Source organism: Pseudomonas sp. zfem003, from assembly GCF_032621675.1.
GTDB lineage: Bacteria > Pseudomonadota > Gammaproteobacteria > Pseudomonadales > Pseudomonadaceae > Metapseudomonas > Metapseudomonas otitidis.
The window spans coordinates 439,335-459,335 of sequence record NZ_JAVYJG010000003.1 but is presented as its reverse complement, the minus strand read 5'-3'; the positions used below and the strand labels follow the sequence as shown (position 1 = coordinate 459,335).

Sequence of the window (20,001 nt, the reverse complement as noted above, 5' to 3'; positions counted from 1 at the left end):
TGTCCGGGCGCCTCTCCCGAGGCGCCCGGATTCAATCCCTGGCCGGCCGGCTGAACACGTAGAACAGGTTCGGCTCGCTCACCAGGTACAGGTTCCCCTCGTTATCCATCGCCACGCCCTCCGCCTGGGGGACGCTGGCCTTCAGCCCGTGCATGCCGCGCAGCAGGGACAGGGTGCTGATGGGGCGGCCGTCGGCGTTGATTTCCAGCACCAGCCGCGACTCGTCGGACAGCGCCAGCAGATGGCCGCTGCGCTCGTCGTATTGCAGGCTCGACAGGTCGCGAACGAACAGCCCGGCATCGCGCTCGGGGTCATCCACCACGTGCACGGCAAAGGGTTTCTCCGGGTTGGTGTGTGGGAAGCCGTGGATCTCGTAGATGCGCACCGGGTCGCGCTCCTTGGCCACGAACAGGCGCTGGCCCGCCGTGTCGTAGGCCAGGCCCTCGAAGCCCTTGTTGCCGTTCAGGCCGATGCCCAGGGAGAGCTGCTGGGACTCGGCGGCATCGACGCGGGTGGTGTGCTCGTCCAGCTTCACCTTGATCAGCCGCTGCTGGCGCTCGTCGGTGATGACGTAGGTGCCGGGCGCGACGTACTCGATGGCCTCCGGGTCGCCGAAACCGTCCAGGTCGATGCGCCGGACGATGTGGCCGTCCAGTGAGAGCTCGATGATCTGCGGACGCTTGTTGGTCACCGTGAGCAGGCTGTGGCGCTCCGGGTCGTAGGTCAGCGCCGACACATCGGCATCCAGCCCCTCGATGGGGCGCGCCTCCACCGTCACCTGGTAGTCGGGCAACCAGATGGAGCGCTCCCGCCATTCCGAGGCGTGGCGCCATTCTTGCAAGCTGAACCAGCCTCGCTCGAACAGGCGAAATTCCTGGGCAGCGATGCCCAGCACCACGAACACACAGAACAACAGGCCGGAAACCAGCCAACGGGGACGCAGGAAGGAGCGCATCGGGACGGACTCAGGGGATTCAGGAGGCGCGGCGAGGATAACGCAGTGCGCCAGGGTGATGCCTGAAACCAACCTTAATGCCCGACCACAGCGCACGAACCGTGCCCCCACCGTTACCAAAGGGGACGAACCATGGCGGCGTCATTGCTACCCGAACGGGTCCTGACCACCCTCCACACCGTCGCACTCGCGGTCCAGGCACTGACCGACGAGGTGCCACGCACGCGCCTGCTGGAAGGCAGCGGCGTCGCCTGCCGCGATCTCGACACCCCCGACAAGCTGATCAACCACGCCCAGGAACTGCGCGTCTTCGCCAATGCACTGGCCTGCACCCGCGACCCGGCGCTGGGACTGTCACTGGGCCTGCGGATGCACGTCTCCGCCTACGGCATCCTCGGCTACACCATGCTCGCCAGCCGCACCCTGCGTGACGCGCTGAACCTGGCCCTGACCCACTCGGCGCTGCTCGGCAGCTATTTCAAGCTGACCCTGGAAGAGGAAGGCGCCGAAGCGCGCCTGGTGGCCACCCGCTACCGCTATGCGCCGGAGCTGATGGTGTTCAACAGCGAGCTGTGCCTGACCTCGCTGCTCACGGTGATCCGCGACCTGCTCGGCGAGGCCATCCGCCCGCGCCGGGTGGCGCTGCCCTATCGCCCGCCGCTGCACGCGGCGGCCTACACCGAGCGGCTCGGCTGCCCGGTGGACTTCGGCGCCGCCCACACCGCCCTGTGCTTCAACGCCTCCCTGCTGGACCGCCCGCTGCCCCTGGCCGACCCGGTCAGCTGCCACCACGGGCTGCAGCAGTGCCAGCGGCTCTCGGCCCAGCTCACCCAGCGCCACGACGTGCTGGAGCAGATCCGCGAGCAGCTGGAGGACAATCTCGCCGAGGACATCAACCTCGACGGCATCGCCCGCCGCCTGCACCGCTCCGAGCGCACCCTGCGCCGCCACCTGCAGCGCATGAACACCAGCTACCAGCGCCTGCTCGACCAGGTGCGCTACGAGAAGGCCCGCCACCTGCTGCTGCAGACGGACCTGCCGATCTACCTGATCGCCGAGCAGCTCGGCTACGCCGAAACCGCCAGCTTCCGCCACGCCTTCCAGCGCTGGAGCGGCCAGCCGCCGAGCCAATATCGCCGCTGACCGACGCCCTCGGAAAAAGCCCGCCCACCCCTTCCGTCACCGCCTGCCTACGCGGCGGCGGGCGCTCGCCTGCGCGCCGCGTAGGACGCGCAGAAGGCCTCGACAGATTGTCCGGAATTATCCCCTTTTGACCGTTTCTATCGTTCTGGCCCTCCCTCGCCGCTGACAGAATCGAAGCCATCAGGGGTGGCCAGCAGCGCCCGCAAACCCCAAGAAGAACAATCCCTTAGAGCGTGTGATCAGCATGTCCAGCGCGATCAGCATCGACCGAGTGTGCATGGAGTTCGGCGACCCGGGGCACGGCGTGCGCGCCCTGGACGAGGTCTCCCTGGAAATCCGCCCCAACGAGTTCTTCACCCTCCTGGGACCCTCCGGCTGCGGCAAGACCACCCTGCTGCGCCTGATCGCCGGCTTCGAGCAACCCACCTCCGGTGCCATCCGCCTCTATGGCGAGGAAATGCAGGACCTGCCGCCCTTCCGCCGGCCGGTCAACACCGTGTTCCAGAGCTACGCGCTGTTCCCGCACATGACGGTGGCGCAGAACATCGCCTTCGGCCTGGAGATGCAGGGCCGCCCCCGCGCGGAGATCGACGCCACCGTGCAACGCATGCTGCAGCTGGTGAAGCTGCCGGACGTGGGCAAGCGCCGCGCCGACCAGCTCTCCGGCGGCCAGCAACAGCGCATCGCCCTGGCACGTGCCCTGGCCAGCCAGCCCAAGGTGCTGCTGCTGGATGAGTCCCTCTCTGCACTGGACATGAAGCTGCGCAAGGAGATGCAGATCGAGCTCAAGCGCCTGCAGCACGAGACCGGCATCACCTTCATCTTCGTCACCCACGACCAGGAAGAAGCCCTGACCATGTCCGACCGCATCGCGGTGATGAACAAGGGGCAGGTGCTGCAAGTGGGCTCGCCCACCGAAATCTACGAGGTCCCGGTGAACCGCACCGTGGCCGACTTCATCGGTGAGACCAACTTCCTCGACGCCGAAGCCAGCGAGAGCGGCCTGCTGCTCGGCGACGGCCAGCGCCTGGGTCTTGCGCAAGGCGAACGCCGTGGCCCGGTGACCCTGGCCATCCGCCCGGAGCGGGTGGAGCTGGATGCGGCGGGGAACCTCGAAGGCGAGGTGGAAACCGTGGTCTACGTCGGCACCGACACCCTCTACCTGCTGCGGGTCGCCGGCCAGAGCGGCTTCCGCGTCCGCCGGCAGAACCGCGACGGCGCAGGCGATGCCCTGGCCACCGGCACCCGCGTGCGCGTGCAGGTCCCGCCCACCGCCATCCGGGTGCTGTCGCGATGAGCAGCCCGCGCGTGCTGGCCGAGGCGCGGCACCTGAGGCGCCGCCTGGCGCTGGTATCGCCGGCCATGCTCTGCCTGGTGCTGTTCCTGCTGTTGCCGCTGGGCATCATGCTGCTGGTGTCCTTCCTGCAGCCGGGCGACTACGGCGGCGTGAAGTGGGGCGAGTACTCGCTGGAGGCGTACATCAACTTCCTCTACGAGCGCGATCTGGACGACAGCCTCACCTTCAACACCGATTACCTGCAGATCTTCCAGCGCTCCTTCTGGCTCTCGGTGATGACCACCGCCGGCTGCCTGCTGATCGGCTTCCCCACGGCGCTCTACCTGGCCCTGCAGGACGAACGCCGGCGCAACCTGCTGCTGTTCCTCGTCACCGTGCCGTTCTGGACCAACCTGCTGGTGCGGGTCTATGCCTGGATCCTGCTGCTGCGCAACGGCGGCCTGGTGGACAGCGGCCTGCATGGCCTGGGCCTGACCGACGGGGTGCTGGGCGTCCTCTACACGGACACGGCGGTGATTATCGGCCTGCTCTACACCTTCCTGCCGTTCATGGTGCTGCCCATCTACACCAGCCTGGAGAAGCTCGACTGGCGCCTGGTGGAAGCGGCCTTCGACCTGGGCGCCAACCGCTTCCACGCCCTGCGCCGGATCATCGTGCCGCTGGCCATGCCGGGCATCATGGCCGGGGTGATCCTGGTGTTCATACCCTCGCTCGGCAACTACATCATTCCCGAGCTGCTGGGGGGCGGTAAGTCGCTGATGATCGGCAACCTCATCCAGCTGCAGTTCGGCGCCTCGCACAACTGGCCCCTGGGTGCCGCCCTGTCGTTCGCCCTGCTCGGCTTCGTGCTGGCGGCCATGCTGCTCTACAGCCTGCGCTTCAAGGGCGCCGCCGGAGGCCACCCATGAACATGCGCAACCCGCTGTGGCGCTTCACCGGTGTGCGCCCCGTCGCCTGGCTGTTCTTCGCCTTCCTCTACGTGCCGATCCTGGTGCTGGTGGTGCTGAGCTTCAACGGTGGCCAGTCGGCGACCATCTGGGAGAGCTTCAGCCTGAAGTGGTACGCGGTGGTGGCCAATGACCCGGAGATCGTCCGCGCCGCGAAGAATTCGCTGATCGTCGCCAGCCTGGCCACCCTGATCGCCACCACCCTGGCGACCCTGGCAGCCCTGGGCATGCGCGGCCGCACCTTCCGCGGCCAGGGGCTGATGAGCGGGGTACTGGGCCTGCCGCTGCTGGTGCCGGAGATCGTCACTGCAGTGGCCACGCTGATGTTCTTCGCCTTCATCGGCCTGAAGCTGTCGCTGTTCACCATCCTCATCGCCCACGTGGTGTTCTGCATCCCCTTCGCCTACCTGCCGATCCGCGCCCGCCTGGAGGGCCTGGACCCGCGCCTCGGGGAGGCGGCCGCCGACCTCTACGCCTCGCCGTGGAAGGCCTTCTGGAAGGTGACCTTCCCCCTGCTGATGCCCGGCATCCTCTCCGGGGCGATGCTGGCCTTCATCATCTCGATGGACGATTTCGTCATCACCTACTTCGTCGCCGGGGCCGGCTCGACGACCCTGCCGGTGTACATCTTCAGCTCTATCCGGATGGGTATTTCCCCGAAGATCAATGCCATTTCCTCACTGATCCTGGTGATCTCCATTGCGTTCGTTGCGTTGTCCTACTACATCGGCCAGCGCAAGCGCTGAGCCCAAGGAGCCCGACATGAGCCGTACCCCACCGTTCGCCCTGTCCCTGCTGCTGACCCTCGGCCTGGCCGGTACCGCCCAGGCGGCCGACACCCTGCACTTCGCCAACTGGTCCGACTACTACCCGCCGGAGCTGTTGAAGAAGTTCGAGCAGGACACCGGCATCAAGGCCACCCTGGACGCCTACGACAGCAACGAGACCCTGCTGGCCAAGCTGAAGGCCGGCGGTGGCGCCTACGACGTGGTGGTGCCCTCCGACAGCTTCATCCAGATCATGGTGCAGGACGGTCTGCTGCAGAAATTCGACAAGAGCAAGCTGCCGAACCTGAAGAACCTCAAGCCCAACTTCCAGACCCTGGATTTCGACCCCGCCCACGACTACAGCGTGCCCTACCTCTGGGGCACCACCGGCTACAGCTACGACAGCAAGCAGGTGCCCGGCGGCACGCTGGAGGAAAGCTGGAAGCCCTTCTTCGAACCGCCGGCCGAACTCAAGGGCAAGGTGGTGGCGCTGAACTCCATCGAGGACCTGTACATCGCCGCGTCCCACTACCTGTCCATCGACCAGTGCACCGAGGACCCGAAGGACGCGAAGAAGATCCAGGACCTGCTGCTGGGCCAGAAGCCGCTGCTGGCCATGTACAACAGCGACGGCACCATCGAGCGCATGGCCGCCGGCGAAGTCGCCATGCACATGCAGTGGAACGGTGCCTACCACCGCGCCCATGCCCAGCGCGACAGCCTGGTCTACGTCTATCCGAAGGAAGGCATCCACGTCTTCATCGACAACCTGGTGATCCCCAAGGACGCGGTCAACGTCGAGGAGGCCCACGCCTTCATCAACTGGATGATGCAGCCGGAGAACATCGCCGCGGCCTCCAATTTCGCCAAGTACAACAACGCCGTCGCCGGCTCCGAGCAGTTCATGGAGAAGGAGCTGTTCGATGACCCGGCCATCAACACCCCGCAGGACAAGCTGGACCGCCTGAAGACCTTCAAGCTCTGCTCGCCCAAGGCCCTGTCCCTGCGCAGCAAGGTGTGGACCAAGCTGAAGAAGTGACCCCGCAGCGGCCCGCAACGACGGGTCGCCGCACGGCATGCACAGGCCGGTGCATGCCGCACCCGAGGGTGTTGCCCGATGCGGCACACCCGCTGGCCATCGAAGAAAGAGAGAAACCGCCATGCCTTGCCTGACCCGCACCACCCTCCTGCTGACCGGCGGACTGCCCGCCGACTGACGCGCCGGATCGTCCCGGACCCGACCCGAACCGCCGATTCCCCAGACTGGCGGCCTGACCTGCAGGCTGCCCAGCGAGGTACTGCCATGAACACGTCCACCCTCGACACCGCCTCCGCCAGCGGAGCCTTCGTCCACAGCGCCCAGGGCACCCGCCTGCGGCGCATCCTCGGGCTGCCGGCCCTGGTCTTCTTCGGCCTGGTCTACATGGTGCCGCTGACGGTCTTCACCACCTACGGCGTGGTCACCGAGACCACCGGCGGGCGCACCGCCCTGGCCTACGTGGTGACCCTGGCGGCGATGCTGTTCACCGCGCAGTCCTACGGCTTCATGGTGCGCCGCTACCCGGTGGCCGGCTCGGCCTACTCCTATGCCAGCCTCAGCTTCGGCCCCGGCATCGGCTTTCTCGCCGGCTGGTCGCTGCTGCTCGACTACCTGTTCCTGCCGATGATCAATTACCTGGTGATCGGCCTGTTCCTCAACATCGCCTTCCCCGAGGTACCGGCCTGGGTCTTCGTGGTCGGTGCCATCGGCCTGGTCACCGTGCTCAACCTGCTGGGCATCGGCTCGGTATCGAGCATGAGCAACCTGATCGTGATCGCCCAGCTGGTGTTCGTAGTGGTGTTCCTGGCCATGGCCTGGCGCCTGCTGGGGGGCGCGCCGATCGACTGGATGGCGCCCTGGCAGGGTGATGGCTCCCAGGCAGGCTTCGCTCCGGTGATGGCGGGCGCGGCGATCCTCTGCCTGTCGTTCCTCGGTTTCGATGCGGTGTCCACCCTTGCCGAGGAGGCCCGCGAGCCGCGCCGGGACATCCCCCGGGCGATCCTGATCACCACCCTGGGCGCGGGGGTGCTGTTCATCCTGCTGGCCATGGTCAGCCAGCTGGTGTTCCCCGGCAGCCACTTCCAGGACGCCGACGCCGCGGCCGCCGAGGTGATGCTCAAGGCCGGGGGCGGCTTCCTCCAGGCCTTCTTCACCGCTGCCTACGTGGCGGGCGCGGCCGGCTCGGCCCTGGCCTCCCAGGCCTCGGTGTCGCGCATCCTCTACAGCATGGGCCGCGACGGCATCCTGCCACGCCGGGTGTTCGCCCACCTGTCCCAGCGCTTCCACACACCGACCCTGGCGATCCTGCTGGTGTCGCTGATTTCCCTGCTGGCAGTGGTGATCGACCTCGGCACCCTGGCCTCGATGATCAGCTTCGGCGCCCTGGTGGCCTTCTCGGTGGTGAACCTGGCGGTGATCCGCACCCACCTGCTGGACGGCCAGCGCCACGGCCCGGCCGACCTGCTCCGCTACGGGCTGGTGCCGCTGATCGGCTTCGGCCTGATCGCCTGGCTGTGGACCAGCCTCAGCCACCAGACCCTGGTCTTCGGCCTGGCCTGGTTCGCCATCGGCTTCATCTACCTCACCGTCTTCACCCGCGGGTTCCGCCGTCCGGCGCCGCAGGTGCAGTTTTCCGAGCACTGACCCCAAGGAGGACACGACATGCTCGTCATCTACAGCGACGACCACCACCTGCACCACGGCAAGCACGAACTCATCGGCGGCCAGTTCACCCCCTGCTTCGAGAAGCCCAGCCGCGCCGACATGGTGCTGGACCGCGCCCGTGCAGTGAACCTGGGCCCGGTGCAAGCGCCCATCGATTTCGGCCTGGAGCCGATCCTGCGGGTGCACAGCGAGGGCTTCGTGAACTTCCTGCGCACGGCCTGGAGCGACTGGCAGGCCAAGGGCCGCAACCACGACATGCTGCCCATCGCCTGGCCGACCCGCCGCCTGCGCCAGACCGAACCCACCGACATCGACGGCCGCCTGGGCTACTACTCCTTCGACGCCGGCGCGCCGATCACCGCCGGTACCTGGCAGGCCATCACCAGCTCGGCCAATGTCGCCCTCACCGGGCAGGCGGAACTGCGCAAGGGCGCGCGGGGCGTGTTCTCCCTGTGCCGTCCGCCGGGGCACCACGCCGCCGCCGACTACATGGGCGGCTACTGCTACCTGAACAACGCTGCCATCGCCGCCCAGGCCCTGCTGGACGCCGGCGCCAAGCGGGTGGCCATCCTCGACGTGGACTACCACCACGGCAACGGCACCCAGGACATCTTCTACGACCGTGCCGACGTGCTCTTCACCTCGATCCACGGCGACCCGCGCTTCGAGTACCCGTACTTCCTCGGCTTTGCCGATGAGCGCGGGGCCGGCGTGGGCGAGGGGTTCAACGTCAACTACCCGCTGGCCTCGGGCAGCGACTGGTCGGTGTGGGGCCAGGCGCTGAACGATGCCTGCCGCCGCATCGCCGCCTACGGCGCGGACGCGCTGGTGGTGTCGCTGGGGGTGGATACCTTCAAGGAAGACCCGATCTCGCAGTTCAAGCTGGACAGCCCGGACTACCTGCGCATGGGCGAGGCCATCGGCCAGCTCGGCCTGCAGACCCTGTTCGTGATGGAGGGGGGGTATGCGGTGGAGGAGATCGGCATCAACGCCGTCAACGTGCTGCAGGGTTTCGAAGGCGCCAGGCCCTGAACCAGCAGCCCCCTGCCGGCACGTGCTGGCAGGGGGCTGTGTGAATGCATCTCCAACTGATTGGCCCGCTCAAGAGCGGGCCAATCGCATGTCAGTCAAGACGCTCGCCGGTTTCGTGGACCATTCGGCGCGCCAGCGCCAGGTTGGCCTGGGATCGGTCCAGCACGAAGTAGACGAACACGCCCTCGAAGCGGGAAATCGGGCAGAGGATGTGATACTGCTTGCCCAGCGTGATGAGGATGTCGTCGATCTGGTCCTTCACGCCCAGCAGCTTCATGGTCTTGAGCTTGGCGCGCACCACCTCCGTGTTGCCCGCTGCGGCGATCTCCAGGTCCAGCCCGCTCCCCGCCGACGCCAGGATCATGCCGCTGTTGCTGTCGACCAGCGCCGCGCAAAGGGAGCCAGTGGTTTCACTGATCAGACTTTCCAGTAGTTGCTGATGATTGCTCATGGGTCTTCCTTACTCCTTGGGTTCACGATTCAAAGGCATCTGCAGTCAGTTGAGCCAGGCTCGTCACCAACCGCTCCAGCTTCCAGAGCTGCTGGCCCAGTGCGGTGTCTTTCGTGGACACCGACATCAGCACCAGCATGGAGGTGGGCAAAGGCACGGACAGCAGGACCACGACCCGGTCGCTGCTCTCCAGAACGGTGCGCTTGTAGTCCCTCGCACCGAGCTCACGCAGCATGGCCTGGCCGATGGCCTGGGCTGAGCTGCTCATGGCCGCCAGGCGGCGGGAATACTCATCGCCCTCGTGATGGCTGGCCGTCACCACGAAGCCGTCCTCGGTGGTCAGGAGCAGGCTTCGTATCTCGCTGTTTTCTTCGCGGAACCGGTTGATCAGGCGCTCCAGCAGGCGCCTGGTCATGTCCGTCATCTCTTTCAATGGGCACCTTCCAACAGGGCACGGGCCTCAACCTGGCAGACCACTGCTTCGAGCAGGAGGAGCACCTCGTCGCGCTGACGAACATCCACCCCCATCACGGGGAACGCGAGCCCCTGAGCCTCCAGGACCTCCGCATAGCGCTCCAGCTCCGGGGTCGGGGAGAGGTCCATCTTGACCACCCCGATCACGACGGCCACGTCGCCCTCCAGGTAGCGCTGCAGCACATCCAGGTAGTGGCGCAGCTCATCCAGGGGGTCCGCGGACTGGTTGTCACAGAGAATCACCACACCCAGGGAGCCCCGGGCGAGGATCTCCCACATGAATTCGTAGCGCTGCTGGCCCGGGCAGCCGTAGAGCATCAGTTGATCGCCCTGGCCCGGGGCGGTGACTTCCCCATAATCCAGGCCCACGGTGGTCAACGCCTTGGACAAGGACGGATCGTTGTTCGCCACCTCGGTGCGTACCGGTGGTGTGTGGCTGATGCTGCCGATGGCCGTCGTCTTGCCGGCACCGCTCGCGCCGAGGAAGAGGATCTTGTAAGTCGCCACGGTCACAGGCTCAGCCCCAAGGTGCTGCGCAGGCGCTGGAAGAACCCCCTGCCGATACCCGAGATCTGGCTGGCGGCATACGCGCTCCTCTGCTGCAACTTGCCACTCAGTGCGCAGGCGTTCAGCAACCCATGGATATCCGCACGGGCAAGACTCACGTGCCGAGCCATCTGGTCCACGCTCAGGTAACCGCGTCTCAGCAGGGACGCGAGTTGCAAGGCGCCTGATCGCAACGGCTGAAGGGGCCAGCTGGTCAGGGAGAATGCCCCATCGCCATCCAGCCCCTTGAGCAAGCGGGGATGCGCAAGGCCGGCCTGCCAGAGCAGTCCGCCCAGAGAACGCCAGTTGATCTGCTCTGCCTGGGGCTTGTGCCGGGCAACCAGCAGCGTTCCACCTTCCAGGAGCAGGGCACGGAGTTCCGAGGCACTGGGCGCGGTGTCCGATTCCACGCAGAAACGCCCGGCATCGAAGTCCAGATAGAGCGAGTGGCGCGCGCCGCTGAGCACGTAGCTGCCGCCCAGTTGCAGGCGGACGATGTCCCAGAGCTGCTCGACCAGCGTTCCGTCGAAAGACCTGTCTGCACGGCGGACCAAACGGAGAAGGTCATCGACCGTACTGGCGAAGCTGAGGTGCGGGTCCTGCGGGCCGCCATCGGCAATGAAAGGAATGACCTTCAACGACAGGCCCTTGCGGCGGCCCAGTTCGGTCGCATAGCGGGAGAAGGGGGAATCAGGGGAGAGCACCACCAGGTCGCAGCGCTCAAGCGAAGGCAGGGAGAGGTCCTCGACAATGTGGATGGCCAATCCGGAGCGTGTGCCCGCCTCATGAATCAGCTCACGGACGAAACGATCCTCGTGCAACCCCAGGCCGAGCATCAGGACATTCATCTGACTCACCTCGTCGGTCTATGACTAAGTCTTCGAGCGAGAGGCGATGGTAGTGACTCGGATCAAGGGGCCGCTGTAGGCGGACCCCACTTCGGCTTGAGGAATGTTCCCGGCGGAACACGCCATTCCCCAGATCAATGACAGCGCTGCCGCCGGATGGAACGCAGGGCGCACGCTGGTGCGCCCTGGGGAGGGGAGACAGCTCCGCGTGAGCGATCAGTTCACCCGTTCGACGAACTCCACGTCGATCTCGCGGCCCATCAGGTCGCGATCCACTTCACCGGTGAGCTTCACAGTGGCCTTGTCGTCGATGGACTGGGTCGGCCAATCCTCGTCGTCGATCTCCACCTTGATGGTGCCGGTGGCGTCCTTGAACTCGTAGATATCGCCCTTGATGCGCTTGACGATCTGCCCCTGGAGGACAACGGTCGCATCGTCGCTGGCCTGCATGGCAGCGGCGACGGTGGTGATCGCCTGGTTGGCGCCGGGGCCGGTGTAGCTGGACGCCAGGGCGGCGGTGGAGAACAGCGGGGCGATCAGCAGGGCAAGGTATTTGGCGTTCATGGTTGTGATCCCGTATCGGTGTGTGGTTGACGGGATCAGGCTAGGGCCGGGCGCTGAAACGAGGCTTAAAAGCCCCTTAAGCGAACCTTAAGCGGGCAGGGCGGTTCAACCGCGCTCCGTCACCTGGGGCGCGCTGCGGCGGAAGACATAGAACAGGTTGGGCTCGCTGACCATATAGATGTCACCGGCTTCATCCATGGCCACGCCTTCGGCGCGGGGGATGCGGCTTTCCAGGCCATTGAAGCCGCCCAGCAGGCTGATGAAGCTCACCGGCTCACCGGCCTCGTCCAGCTCCAGCAGCAGGTTGGATTGCGCGGACAGCGCCAGGACGTGCCCGGTACGCGGATCGACACTGAGGGCCGACAAGTTGCGCATGCCCAGGCCATAGCTGGGCAGTGGCTGGAGCTCACCCGCCAGGCTGCGGCTGCCATCGGAAGCGAGGCTGAACATCGCGGTGGGCTCGCGCTCCTTGCCCAACAGCAGACGCCCTTGGGCCGGGTCCCAGGCGATGCCTTCGAAACCCTTGTTGCCGGAGTCGGCAAAGCCCAGGTCGAACTCGTCGGCGTCGTTGACATCCAGCTCGCGGGTCAGCGGATCGAGGGTGAAGATCGACAGGGTACGACGTCGCTCGTCGGTCACGGCAACGTTGCCGTTCTCCAGCACCGCCACGCCTTCGAGGTTGGCGAACCCGTTGAGCGGGATGCGCCGCAGCACGTCACCCTCGCGGGAGATTTCAACCAGCATCGGCGTCTTGCCGGTCACGGTGAACAGGGTGCGCGTCACCGGGTTGTAGGCCAGGTCCGAGGCTTCATCATTCTCCAGGCCCGCCAGCGGCTTGCCCTGGAGGATCGCCCGGTAGCCCGGCAGCCAGATGCTGCCGGCCTGCTCGCCCTTGCTCAGGTTGCGCTCGCTCAGCCAGAGCTGGGCACGGTCATCGAGGTGCAGATAGCGGAGGGCGCCGCCACCTAGGATCAGCGCGGCGCCCAGGAGGGAATAGCGAAGGGTGCGGGAAAACTTCATGGCCGACGACTGCTTCGGGCGAATGGCCGTCTGATGCTATTCCAGCCGAAAAGTTCCCCGCCAGTGAATTTCAGATGACGCCGCTTTCGAAGGTGCTGTGACCCACCAGCTCCAGCACCAGCGCATCGCCCTTGTTGAGCGGGCCGACGCCGACCGGCGTGCCGGTCAATACCACGTCCCCCGGCTGCAGGCTGAAGTGCTGGCTGATGGCCTGGAGCAGCGGGAGGATGGGGTTGAGCATGTCGCGGCTGTTGCCGTCCTGGCGTACCTCGCCATTGATGGTGAGGCGGATGCCGATGTCATCCAAGGCCTCGACGGCATCTCCCGGAATGAAGGGCGCCAGCACGCAGGCACCGTCGAAGGCCTTGGCGACTTCCCAGGGCCAGCCCTTTTCCTTCAGCTTGGCCTGGACGTCACGCAGGGTCAGGTCCAGCGCCGGGGCGAAGCCGGAAATGGCGTCGCGGGCCTCTTCGGCACTGGGGTGGCGCGACAGCGGCTTGCCGATCAGCACGGCGATCTCCGCCTCGTAGTGCACGGCCCCCCGGTCCTCGGGAATGGAGAACCCACCCTCGATGGCCACCACGCTGGACGCCGGCTTGATGAACAGCAGCGGCTCGGTGGGCACCGGGTTGTTCAGTTCCTTGGCGTGCTCGGCGTAGTTGCGGCCGATGCATACGACCTTGCCGAGGGGGAAGTGGATACGGGTGCCGTCGACGTACTGGTGCTGGTAGCTCATTAACCGACTCCTGAACGGTGAATACGAAACAGGCGGTGGATCGCTCCACCGCCTGCCTGGTCAGTTGAAGATCTTGCCGGGGTTCATGATCCCGTTCGGATCGAACACCGCCTTGATCGCCTTCATGATCGCGATCTCCGGCTCGGAACGGCTGTAGCCCAGGTAGTCGCGCTTGGTCATGCCCACGCCGTGCTCGGCGGAGATCGAGCCGTTGTACTTCTGCACGGTCTCGAACACCCACTTGTTCACGGTGGCGCACTTGGCGAAGAACTCATCCTTGGACAGGGCGTCCGGCTTGAGGATGTTCAGGTGCAGGTTGCCGTCGCCGATATGGCCGAACCAGACCACTTCGAAGTCGGGGTAGTTGGCCTCGACGATGCGGTCGATGTCGTGGAGGAAGGCCGGAACCTGGCCGACGGTGACCGAGATGTCGTTCTTGTACGGCGTCCAGTGGGAGATGGTCTCGGAGATGTACTCGCGCAGCTTCCACAGGTTCTGCAGCTGTTGCTCGCTCTGGCTCATCACGCCGTCCAGCACCCAGCCCTGCTCGACGCAGTGCTCGAAGGTGGCCAGTGCGTCGTTGGCGACTTCCTCGGTGGTGGCCTCGAACTCCAGCAGCGCATAGAAGGGGCAGGGCGTCTCGAAGGCCGCCGGCACGTCACCACGGGCCAGCACCTTGGCCAGGGCCTTGTCGGAGAAGAATTCGAAGGCGGTGAGGTCCAGCTTGTTCTGGAAGGCGTGCAGCACCGGCATGATCGAATCGAAGTCCGGGGTGCCGAGGACCATGGCAGTGAGGTTCTTCGGCGCGCGGTCCAGGCGCATGGTGGCCTCGACCACGAAGCCCAGGGTGCCCTCGGCGCCGATGAACAGCTGGCGCAGGTCATAGCCGGTGGCGTTCTTGATCAGGTCGCGGTTCAGCTCCAGCAACTCGCCGGTGCCGGTGACCACCTTCAGGCCGGCGACCCAGTTGCGGGTCATGCCATAGCGAATGACCTTGATCCCGCCGGCATTGGTGCCGATGTTGCCGCCAATCTGGCTGGAGCCTGCCGAGGCGAAATCAACCGGGTAGTACAGGCCCTTCTCTTCCGCGAAGTTCTGCAGCTGCTCGGTCACCACGCCCGGCTGGCACACCGCCGTGCGGTCGTATTCGTTGAAGGCGAGGATCTGGTTCATGTAGTCGAACGCCACCACCACCTCGCCGTTGGCCGCTACCGCAGCGGCCGAGAGCCCGGTACGCCCGCCGGACGGCACCAGCGCCACCTTGTGCTGGTTGGCCCAGCGCACGATGGCCTGCACCTGCTCGATGGTCTTGGGGAAGACGATGGCGGTCGGTGCCGGGGCGAAATGCTTGGTCCAATCCTTACCGTAGGCCTCCAGGGAGGCGGCGTCGGTCAGCACCTTGCCGGGTTCGACCAGGGTCTTCAGTTCTTCGATCAGGGCGGCGTTGGTCATCAGAGGAACTCTCGAATCATTCATGGTCGCCCTGAGAACGTTTCAGGTCGCAACCGAGCAAGGAAAAAGGAAGGCATGCTAGCATACGCACCCCGTGAATCATGCCTTACAGGCGTTTTACGGGGTAGCTGCCGCACAGCCTGCTTCTGACTTCACTACCGGGACAAATAGGTACGCAGATGAGCAAGACCTCTCTCGAAAAGAGCAAGATCAAGTTCCTTCTCCTCGAAGGCGTCCACCAGAACGCCGTCGACACCCTGAAGGCCGCCGGCTACAGCAACATCGAGTACCTCAAGGGCGCGCTCTCGGGTGACGAGCTGAAGGAAAAGATCGCCGATGCCCACTTCATCGGCATCCGCTCCCGTACCCAACTGACCGAAGAAGTGTTCGACTGCGCGAAGAAACTGATCGCCGTGGGCTGCTTCTGCATCGGCACCAACCAGGTCGACCTCGACGCCGCCCGTGCCCGTGGCATCGCGGTGTTCAACGCCCCCTATTCCAACACCCGCTCGGTCGCCGAGCTGGTCCTGGCCGAGGCCATCCTGCTGCTGCGCGGCATTCCGGAGAAGAACGCCTCCTGCCACCGTGGCGGCTGGATCAAGTCTGCAGCCAACTCCTTCGAGATCCGTGGCAAGAAGCTCGGCATCGTCGGCTACGGCTCCATCGGCACCCAGCTGTCCGTCCTCGCCGAGGCCCTGGGCATGCAGGTCTACTTCTACGACGTGGTCACCAAGCTGCCTCTGGGCAATGCCCAGCAGGTGGGCAACCTGCACGAGCTGCTGGGCATGAGCGACATCGTCTCCCTGCACGTGCCGGAACTGCCGTCCACCCAGTGGATGATCGGTGAGAAGGAAATCCGCGCCATCAAGAAGGGCGGCATCCTGATCAACGCCGCACGCGGCACCGTGGTCGAGCTGGACCACCTGGCCGAAGCCATCAAGGACGAGCACCTGATCGGCGCCGCCATCGACGTGTTCCCGGTGGAGCCCAAGTCCAACGACGAGGAATTCGCCAGCCCGCTGCGTGGCCTGGACCGCGTGATCCTGACCCCGCACATCGGCGGCTCCACCGCCGAAGCCCAAGCCAACATCGGCCTGGAAGTGGCCGAGAAGCTGGTGAAGTACAGCGACAACGGCACCTCCGTGTCTTCCGTGAACTTCCCCGAAGTGGCCCTGCCGTCGCACCCGGGCAAGCACCGCCTGCTGCACATTCACCAGAACATTCCGGGTGTGATGAGCGAGATCAACAAGGTGTTCGCCGACAACGGCATCAACATCTCCGGCCAGTACCTGCAGACCAACGACAAGGTCGGCTACGTGGTGATCGACGTCGACGCCGAGTACTCGGACCTGGCGCTGGAGAAGCTGCAGCACGTCAACGGCACGATCCGCAGCCGCGTCCTGTTCTAACCTCAGGGCTGCTGCGCGTCGGCGATACGGCGTTGGGAACGGCCTCGAAGTGCTCATTTACAGTCGTAAACTCCGCGCTTCTCGACCATTCCCGCCTTGTATCGCTCTAGCTCGCGAGCCCTGACGACGGAGCTGGACAGTAAAAGGGAGGCCTCGGCCTCCCTTTTTCGTGCCTGCGATTTCACGTGCATCAACGATGCGCCGTGAGAATGGCCTCGACGTGCTCATTTACAGCCGGGAACGCCGTGCCTTCATTCCCGCTTTGTCTCGCTCCAACTCGCGAGCCCTGACGACGAAGCTGGACAGTAAAAAGGGAGGCCTCGGCCTCCCCTTCTCATACGCGCGTTTTCACGCTCATTTCACGGTGACCGTGATTTTCTCGGAGATCACCGGCGGGTCCAGCGGGACGTGGTTCTTGTCGCCCACCAGCAGTTGCAGGGTGTGCTTGCCCGGCGGCAGGGTCACTTCGGTTTCGGTCTGGCCCTTGCCGAAGTGCTTGAGGTTGTCGGTCATCGGCAGCGGCATGTTCATCGCCGGCTCCTGATCCAGGTCGATCAGCAGGTGGTGGTGGCCGGTCGCCGGTGCATCCACGCCTGCCGGCGCGACGCCCATGCCCTTGAGACCGAACTTGACGGTAAACGTCTTGTCCACAGTGGCGCCGTTGGCGGGCTCGATGAAGTAGACCTTGGCACCCTCGGGTGCTGGCGTGCGGGGCATGTCCGCAAGAGCGGCCGCGGAAAAGGCCGAGAGCAGGGCCGCCAGGCCAAGGGGGGCGTACGCAAGCTTCATGACGAATCTCCTTGTTTCGTGAGCTACACAGACCTCCCGCCGCTGCGTAGGTTCACCGCCGGACCGTTCCGCCGGGTCTACGCTGGAGAAGCGGGAAGGCACCCATCAGACCATAACCGAGGTTTTCCCATGCGCCTGTTGTACTGCCTGTTGTTTCTACTGCCCCTGGCTTCGCCGTCGGTCCGGGCGGACCTCATCGACGATGTGTGGGAGCGGGGCAGCCTGCGGATCGCCCTGGTGGAAAACGATGCAGCCTTCGCCCTGCGCGACGGCGAACAGCTGCAGGGCTACGGGGTGGACCTGGGCAACGCCCTGGCCGACGAGCTGAACGTGAAGGCGGACTTCATCCCGGTCAGCGCCGACGAGCTGATGGAGAGCCTGCGCAGCGGCAAGGTGGACATCGCCCTCGGCAGCAGCCTGAAGACCGCCAGCGAGGACCCGCAACTGGAGCTCAGCGAGCCCTACACCCACACACCCGCGCCACCGACTGCCGCCACAAACCCGGCCACCCAGGGCCTGGCGCCCAGCCCGTCGAAGCCAGCCGCCCCGGCGGAAGGCATTCCCTTCCGCCGCGACAACCCGGCCTTCCGCAGCGCCCTGAACAATGCACTGGGCAAGCTGCGCAGCACGGGCCACCTGGAGCAGTTGGAGCAGAAATGGCACGGTGGCCACGAGGCACCCGCCGCGGCAGCACCGCAGGCGCCCGCCTCGGCGCCGGAGCCCACCCCCGAACCGGCGGCCTCAGAGTAGGTCGTCCGCCTCCAGGGCTGCGAGGCAGGCCTGCGCGGCCTCCAGCTGTGTCTCGTTGAACACACGCACCCCGGCCTGCCGTAACAAGGCGGCCGTCACCCCCTCCCCGGGGATACGGGTGCCGGTGAAAGTGCCGTCGTAGGCCTCTTCGTTTCCGCAGGACGGGCTCCGCGCCTTGAGCACGGCCACCGCGATGCCGTGGCGCCGCACCAGCTCCAGGGCCAGGCGCGCGCCGGCGACGAAAGCCGTGGTGACGTCCTCGCCGCCATCGGTCATCACCCGCGCCTGCCCCTCCAGCACCTGGAGGCCCTGCCCACCGGGAATCTCGGCCGGCGGGCGCGGCGTCGGCAATCCGCCTTCCACCTCGGGGCACACCGGCACCACGCGCCCCTCGTCCTGCCAGCGTTGCAGCAGGTCATAGGGGCCGTGGGCGCCGCCGTCGTAACGCACCCGCTGCCCGAGCAGGCAGCGGCTGATCAGAATCTTCTGCATGGTGATCTCCTCGGCGCGCAGGGTACTCCCGGGCCACACCCGGTAACAGCCCGAGGCCCCACACCCCGTCGCACCCACCTTTGGCTGGCCCATCCTTCGGCGGGAAACGCCGTCCGGCCCTGGCATCCGCCACAGGCCCCGCCCACACTGCGGCCGCCCCTTCGCGAAGGACAGTCGCCATGCCCATAACAAGAAAAGCCCTGCCCCCGCTCCTCGCCTGCCTCACCCTGCTGGCCGCCAACACCAGCCACGCGGACCTCCAGGTCCTGGACAACGGCCAACTCGGCCAGGTGACCGGCCAATCCGGCCTGAGCATCCGCCTGGACGTGATGTCCCGCATCGACCGGCTGACCTGGACCGATGACGGCGGCAACGCCTCCCTGCGCAACATCCGCATCGACAACGGCTGCCTCAGCGCCGCCGATTGCCCCAACGGCGCCGGTGGCAGCTTCGCCCTCGGCCCGGCGCAACTGGGCCTGACCCTGCCGGTGTTCAACGTCGACCAGCCGACCCTGATGGTGGATGTGATCAAGAACGCCAGCGGCGTCGAGCAGATGGTGCTGACCCTGCCGGACCTGACCACCATCAACGACCAGCTGATCCAGTCCGGGCTGCCGGCCCAGCGCATCCGCATGCGGGTGGCCGCCGACATGTACGTCGGCGAGAGCAGCCTGGGCAGCATCGAGGTGCGCGACATCGTCGACCTGCGCGGCACCCTCAAAGTCTGGGGGCACTGAGCCCCCTGGCGATCAGAGCGGCGTATCGCCCCGGCGGCGGAACCAGCCGGTGAGGGACAGCCGCTCGCGGTTGGCCGGCAGCACCTCGTGGGGCAGGTCGCCGGAGAGGAACACCACCAGGGTCCCGGCCTCCGGCTCCACGTCACGGATCGAGCCGTCGGCGAAGTAGAGCCGCAACTGGCCGCCCTGCTCGGGCTGCCAATCGGGATTGAGGTAGAGCACGGCGGAGACCGTGCGGCGGTCGTCATCGCGGAAGCGGTCCACGTGCTTCCGGTAGAAGGCGCCGGGCGGGTAGAGCGCAAAGTGCGCCTCGAAATCCTCCAGCCCCAGGAACAGCTCGCGGTTGAGCACCAGCCGCAGCTCGTCCATCAGCGCCAGGTAGCGATCGGAAACCTCGGCCTGCCCCGGCTCCAGCCAATCGATGCTGTCGCCGCGGATGCCCTCGCGGACCTGCAGCGCATCCCCACGGCCGATGCCGGCCTGGCTCAGCACCCCGGCCGCAGCACGCGCCCTGCATTCGCCGGCCAGCGCCGCCACGAAGTCGTTGTCCAATGCGCTGGCGAGCAGGCACCAGCCTTGGCGGGCAAGGCCATCGGCAAGCGTGTCCGGGGAAAATTCGAAGGGGGGGGTCGGCATGGTCGGGGCATTCTAAATGGGCGCTATAACGCCGCCTACAGGGCGAACGGAAAAATCTTTCACGCCCGACGAAAGCCTCCTGCAAGCACGCTTCACCGCCCCTGCAACCGCCCGCCAGGCCTGGCGTCCATAGCCTAGAACGAATTTCGTGCGCAGGGCCCCGGCATGCCTCGACAAGCACCCCAAGCCCCCGGAAAATAGCCCGCGCCGCACCGCCCCCGTGAATCGTCGGCACCCCGGCCGAACCGAGCC

General features: G+C 66.1%; 22 protein-coding genes. 10 read left to right on the top strand and 12 right to left on the bottom strand.

The genetic code is table 11. The annotated features are described in order from the left end of the window. Positions 1-31: 31 nt before the first annotated feature. A complete protein-coding gene (locus tag RTK35_RS08355; RefSeq protein ID WP_236213121.1) occupies positions 32-955 on the bottom strand; it encodes an SdiA-regulated domain-containing protein in 924 nt (307 codons plus the stop codon). A gap of 132 nt (positions 956-1,087) precedes the next feature. On the opposite strand from RTK35_RS08355, the gene RTK35_RS08350 reads away from it, so the two are divergent. From RTK35_RS08350 to RTK35_RS08320, 7 genes are all read left to right on the top strand, one after another. Continuing rightward, positions 1,088-2,098: an AraC family transcriptional regulator gene (locus tag RTK35_RS08350; RefSeq protein ID WP_316907772.1), complete on the top strand. Its 1,011-nt coding sequence runs from the start codon at positions 1,088-1,090 to the stop codon at positions 2,096-2,098. A 244-nt stretch (positions 2,099-2,342) separates the two neighbouring features. Continuing rightward, positions 2,343-3,395 carry an ABC transporter ATP-binding protein gene (locus RTK35_RS08345; protein WP_316907771.1) on the top strand — a complete coding sequence of 351 codons (1,053 nt, stop codon included), beginning with the start codon at positions 2,343-2,345 and terminating at the stop codon, positions 3,393-3,395. Further along, a complete protein-coding gene (locus RTK35_RS08340) occupies positions 3,392-4,303 on the top strand; it encodes an ABC transporter permease (RefSeq protein ID WP_316907770.1) in 912 nt (303 codons plus the stop codon). Before RTK35_RS08345 ends, RTK35_RS08340 begins: the two co-directional genes overlap by 4 nt. Further along, positions 4,300-5,088 carry an ABC transporter permease gene (locus tag RTK35_RS08335; protein ID WP_044402266.1) on the top strand — a complete coding sequence of 263 codons (789 nt, stop codon included), beginning with the start codon at positions 4,300-4,302 and terminating at the stop codon, positions 5,086-5,088. The genes RTK35_RS08340 and RTK35_RS08335 overlap by 4 nt, the downstream gene beginning before the upstream one ends. A gap of 16 nt (positions 5,089-5,104) precedes the next feature. After that, on the top strand, positions 5,105-6,148 hold the full coding sequence (locus RTK35_RS08330; protein ID WP_316907769.1) for an extracellular solute-binding protein: 1,044 nt from the start codon (positions 5,105-5,107) through the stop codon (positions 6,146-6,148). A 264-nt stretch (positions 6,149-6,412) separates the two neighbouring features. Next, a complete protein-coding gene (locus RTK35_RS08325) occupies positions 6,413-7,792 on the top strand; it encodes an APC family permease (protein WP_316907768.1) in 1,380 nt (459 codons plus the stop codon). A gap of 18 nt (positions 7,793-7,810) precedes the next feature. Further along, on the top strand, positions 7,811-8,845 hold the full coding sequence (locus tag RTK35_RS08320) for a histone deacetylase family protein (RefSeq protein WP_316907767.1): 1,035 nt from the start codon (positions 7,811-7,813) through the stop codon (positions 8,843-8,845). Positions 8,846-8,936: 91 nt separating this feature from the next. On the opposite strand, the gene RTK35_RS08315 is transcribed toward RTK35_RS08320, so the two are convergent. The 8 genes from RTK35_RS08315 to RTK35_RS08280 form a co-directional block, all read right to left on the bottom strand. Next, a complete protein-coding gene (locus RTK35_RS08315) occupies positions 8,937-9,296 on the bottom strand; it encodes a hypothetical protein (RefSeq protein ID WP_044402260.1) in 360 nt (119 codons plus the stop codon). A 22-nt stretch (positions 9,297-9,318) separates the two neighbouring features. Then, entirely contained in the window at positions 9,319-9,711 is a 393-nt protein-coding gene (locus tag RTK35_RS08310) for a roadblock/LC7 domain-containing protein (RefSeq protein ID WP_044402258.1), read from the bottom strand. 14 nt (positions 9,712-9,725) lie between these two features. Beyond that, the gene (locus RTK35_RS08305) at positions 9,726-10,277 is read right to left on the bottom strand and encodes a GTP-binding protein (RefSeq protein WP_316907766.1); all 552 of its coding nucleotides are present in this window, start codon (positions 10,275-10,277) and stop codon (positions 9,726-9,728) included. 2 nt (positions 10,278-10,279) lie between these two features. Then, positions 10,280-11,164 (bottom strand): hypothetical protein, encoded by an 885-nt coding sequence (locus RTK35_RS08300; protein WP_316907765.1) that lies wholly within the window; start codon positions 11,162-11,164, stop codon positions 10,280-10,282. Positions 11,165-11,380: 216 nt separating this feature from the next. After that, the gene (locus RTK35_RS08295) at positions 11,381-11,728 is read right to left on the bottom strand and encodes a NirD/YgiW/YdeI family stress tolerance protein (RefSeq protein WP_074967111.1); all 348 of its coding nucleotides are present in this window, start codon (positions 11,726-11,728) and stop codon (positions 11,381-11,383) included. A 105-nt stretch (positions 11,729-11,833) separates the two neighbouring features. Continuing rightward, a complete protein-coding gene (locus RTK35_RS08290) occupies positions 11,834-12,748 on the bottom strand; it encodes an SdiA-regulated domain-containing protein (protein WP_316907764.1) in 915 nt (304 codons plus the stop codon). A gap of 70 nt (positions 12,749-12,818) precedes the next feature. Further along, positions 12,819-13,484 (bottom strand): fumarylacetoacetate hydrolase family protein, encoded by a 666-nt coding sequence (locus RTK35_RS08285; RefSeq protein ID WP_316907763.1) that lies wholly within the window; start codon positions 13,482-13,484, stop codon positions 12,819-12,821. Between the two features lie 60 nt (positions 13,485-13,544). Then, positions 13,545-14,936, bottom strand: a complete 1,392-nt coding sequence (locus tag RTK35_RS08280) for an FAD-binding oxidoreductase (protein WP_044402245.1) — start codon at positions 14,934-14,936, stop codon at positions 13,545-13,547. A 179-nt stretch (positions 14,937-15,115) separates the two neighbouring features. Between RTK35_RS08280 and serA the strand changes: the two genes are divergently transcribed. Next, complete coding sequence (gene serA / locus RTK35_RS08275) at positions 15,116-16,345, top strand: phosphoglycerate dehydrogenase (RefSeq protein ID WP_044402243.1); 1,230 nt, start codon at positions 15,116-15,118, stop codon at positions 16,343-16,345. 354 nt (positions 16,346-16,699) lie between these two features. On the opposite strand, the gene RTK35_RS08270 is transcribed toward serA, so the two are convergent. Continuing rightward, the gene (locus tag RTK35_RS08270; RefSeq protein WP_044402242.1) at positions 16,700-17,134 is read right to left on the bottom strand and encodes a DUF4399 domain-containing protein; all 435 of its coding nucleotides are present in this window, start codon (positions 17,132-17,134) and stop codon (positions 16,700-16,702) included. A 129-nt stretch (positions 17,135-17,263) separates the two neighbouring features. Between RTK35_RS08270 and RTK35_RS08265 the strand changes: the two genes are divergently transcribed. After that, positions 17,264-17,884 carry a transporter substrate-binding domain-containing protein gene (locus tag RTK35_RS08265; protein WP_316907762.1) on the top strand — a complete coding sequence of 207 codons (621 nt, stop codon included), beginning with the start codon at positions 17,264-17,266 and terminating at the stop codon, positions 17,882-17,884. On the opposite strand, the gene RTK35_RS08260 is transcribed toward RTK35_RS08265, so the two are convergent. Beyond that, the gene (locus tag RTK35_RS08260) at positions 17,876-18,376 is read right to left on the bottom strand and encodes a DUF523 domain-containing protein (protein WP_107328478.1); all 501 of its coding nucleotides are present in this window, start codon (positions 18,374-18,376) and stop codon (positions 17,876-17,878) included. The genes RTK35_RS08265 and RTK35_RS08260 overlap by 9 nt on opposite strands. Before the next feature lie 179 nt (positions 18,377-18,555). On the opposite strand from RTK35_RS08260, the gene RTK35_RS08255 reads away from it, so the two are divergent. After that, on the top strand, positions 18,556-19,113 hold the full coding sequence (locus tag RTK35_RS08255) for a DUF6160 family protein (protein ID WP_074967103.1): 558 nt from the start codon (positions 18,556-18,558) through the stop codon (positions 19,111-19,113). Positions 19,114-19,125: 12 nt separating this feature from the next. Here the strand turns inward: RTK35_RS08255 and RTK35_RS08250 are convergent, their stop codons facing one another. Continuing rightward, the gene (locus tag RTK35_RS08250) at positions 19,126-19,749 is read right to left on the bottom strand and encodes a 2OG-Fe(II) oxygenase (RefSeq protein ID WP_044402234.1); all 624 of its coding nucleotides are present in this window, start codon (positions 19,747-19,749) and stop codon (positions 19,126-19,128) included. Positions 19,750-20,001 lie beyond the last annotated feature (252 nt).

What these genes read in the sequence shown, in the direction of transcription:
- RTK35_RS08290 (WP_316907764.1), bottom strand. Translation starts at nt 12,748, where the DNA reads ATGAAGTTTTCCCGCACCCTTCGCTATTCCCTCCTGGGCGCCGCGCTG.
- RTK35_RS08280 (WP_044402245.1), bottom strand. Translation starts at nt 14,936, where the DNA reads ATGACCAACGCCGCCCTGATCGAAGAACTGAAGACCCTGGTCGAACCC.
- RTK35_RS08345 (WP_316907771.1), top strand. Translation starts at nt 2,343, where the DNA reads ATGTCCAGCGCGATCAGCATCGACCGAGTGTGCATGGAGTTCGGCGAC.
- RTK35_RS08285 (WP_316907763.1), bottom strand. Translation starts at nt 13,484, where the DNA reads ATGAGCTACCAGCACCAGTACGTCGACGGCACCCGTATCCACTTCCCC.
- RTK35_RS08315 (WP_044402260.1), bottom strand. Translation starts at nt 9,296, where the DNA reads ATGAGCAATCATCAGCAACTACTGGAAAGTCTGATCAGTGAAACCACT.
- RTK35_RS08340 (WP_316907770.1), top strand. Translation starts at nt 3,392, where the DNA reads ATGAGCAGCCCGCGCGTGCTGGCCGAGGCGCGGCACCTGAGGCGCCGC.
- RTK35_RS08300 (WP_316907765.1), bottom strand. Translation starts at nt 11,164, where the DNA reads ATGAATGTCCTGATGCTCGGCCTGGGGTTGCACGAGGATCGTTTCGTC.
- RTK35_RS08295 (WP_074967111.1), bottom strand. Translation starts at nt 11,728, where the DNA reads ATGAACGCCAAATACCTTGCCCTGCTGATCGCCCCGCTGTTCTCCACC.
- RTK35_RS08250 (WP_044402234.1), bottom strand. Translation starts at nt 19,749, where the DNA reads ATGCCGACCCCCCCCTTCGAATTTTCCCCGGACACGCTTGCCGATGGC.
- RTK35_RS08265 (WP_316907762.1), top strand. Translation starts at nt 17,264, where the DNA reads ATGCGCCTGTTGTACTGCCTGTTGTTTCTACTGCCCCTGGCTTCGCCG.
- RTK35_RS08335 (WP_044402266.1), top strand. Translation starts at nt 4,300, where the DNA reads ATGAACATGCGCAACCCGCTGTGGCGCTTCACCGGTGTGCGCCCCGTC.
- serA (WP_044402243.1), top strand. Translation starts at nt 15,116, where the DNA reads ATGAGCAAGACCTCTCTCGAAAAGAGCAAGATCAAGTTCCTTCTCCTC.
- RTK35_RS08325 (WP_316907768.1), top strand. Translation starts at nt 6,413, where the DNA reads ATGAACACGTCCACCCTCGACACCGCCTCCGCCAGCGGAGCCTTCGTC.
- RTK35_RS08350 (WP_316907772.1), top strand. Translation starts at nt 1,088, where the DNA reads ATGGCGGCGTCATTGCTACCCGAACGGGTCCTGACCACCCTCCACACC.
- RTK35_RS08255 (WP_074967103.1), top strand. Translation starts at nt 18,556, where the DNA reads ATGCCCATAACAAGAAAAGCCCTGCCCCCGCTCCTCGCCTGCCTCACC.
- RTK35_RS08330 (WP_316907769.1), top strand. Translation starts at nt 5,105, where the DNA reads ATGAGCCGTACCCCACCGTTCGCCCTGTCCCTGCTGCTGACCCTCGGC.
- RTK35_RS08260 (WP_107328478.1), bottom strand. Translation starts at nt 18,376, where the DNA reads ATGCAGAAGATTCTGATCAGCCGCTGCCTGCTCGGGCAGCGGGTGCGT.
- RTK35_RS08320 (WP_316907767.1), top strand. Translation starts at nt 7,811, where the DNA reads ATGCTCGTCATCTACAGCGACGACCACCACCTGCACCACGGCAAGCAC.
- RTK35_RS08355 (WP_236213121.1), bottom strand. Translation starts at nt 955, where the DNA reads ATGCGCTCCTTCCTGCGTCCCCGTTGGCTGGTTTCCGGCCTGTTGTTC.
- RTK35_RS08310 (WP_044402258.1), bottom strand. Translation starts at nt 9,711, where the DNA reads ATGACCAGGCGCCTGCTGGAGCGCCTGATCAACCGGTTCCGCGAAGAA.
- RTK35_RS08270 (WP_044402242.1), bottom strand. Translation starts at nt 17,134, where the DNA reads ATGAAGCTTGCGTACGCCCCCCTTGGCCTGGCGGCCCTGCTCTCGGCC.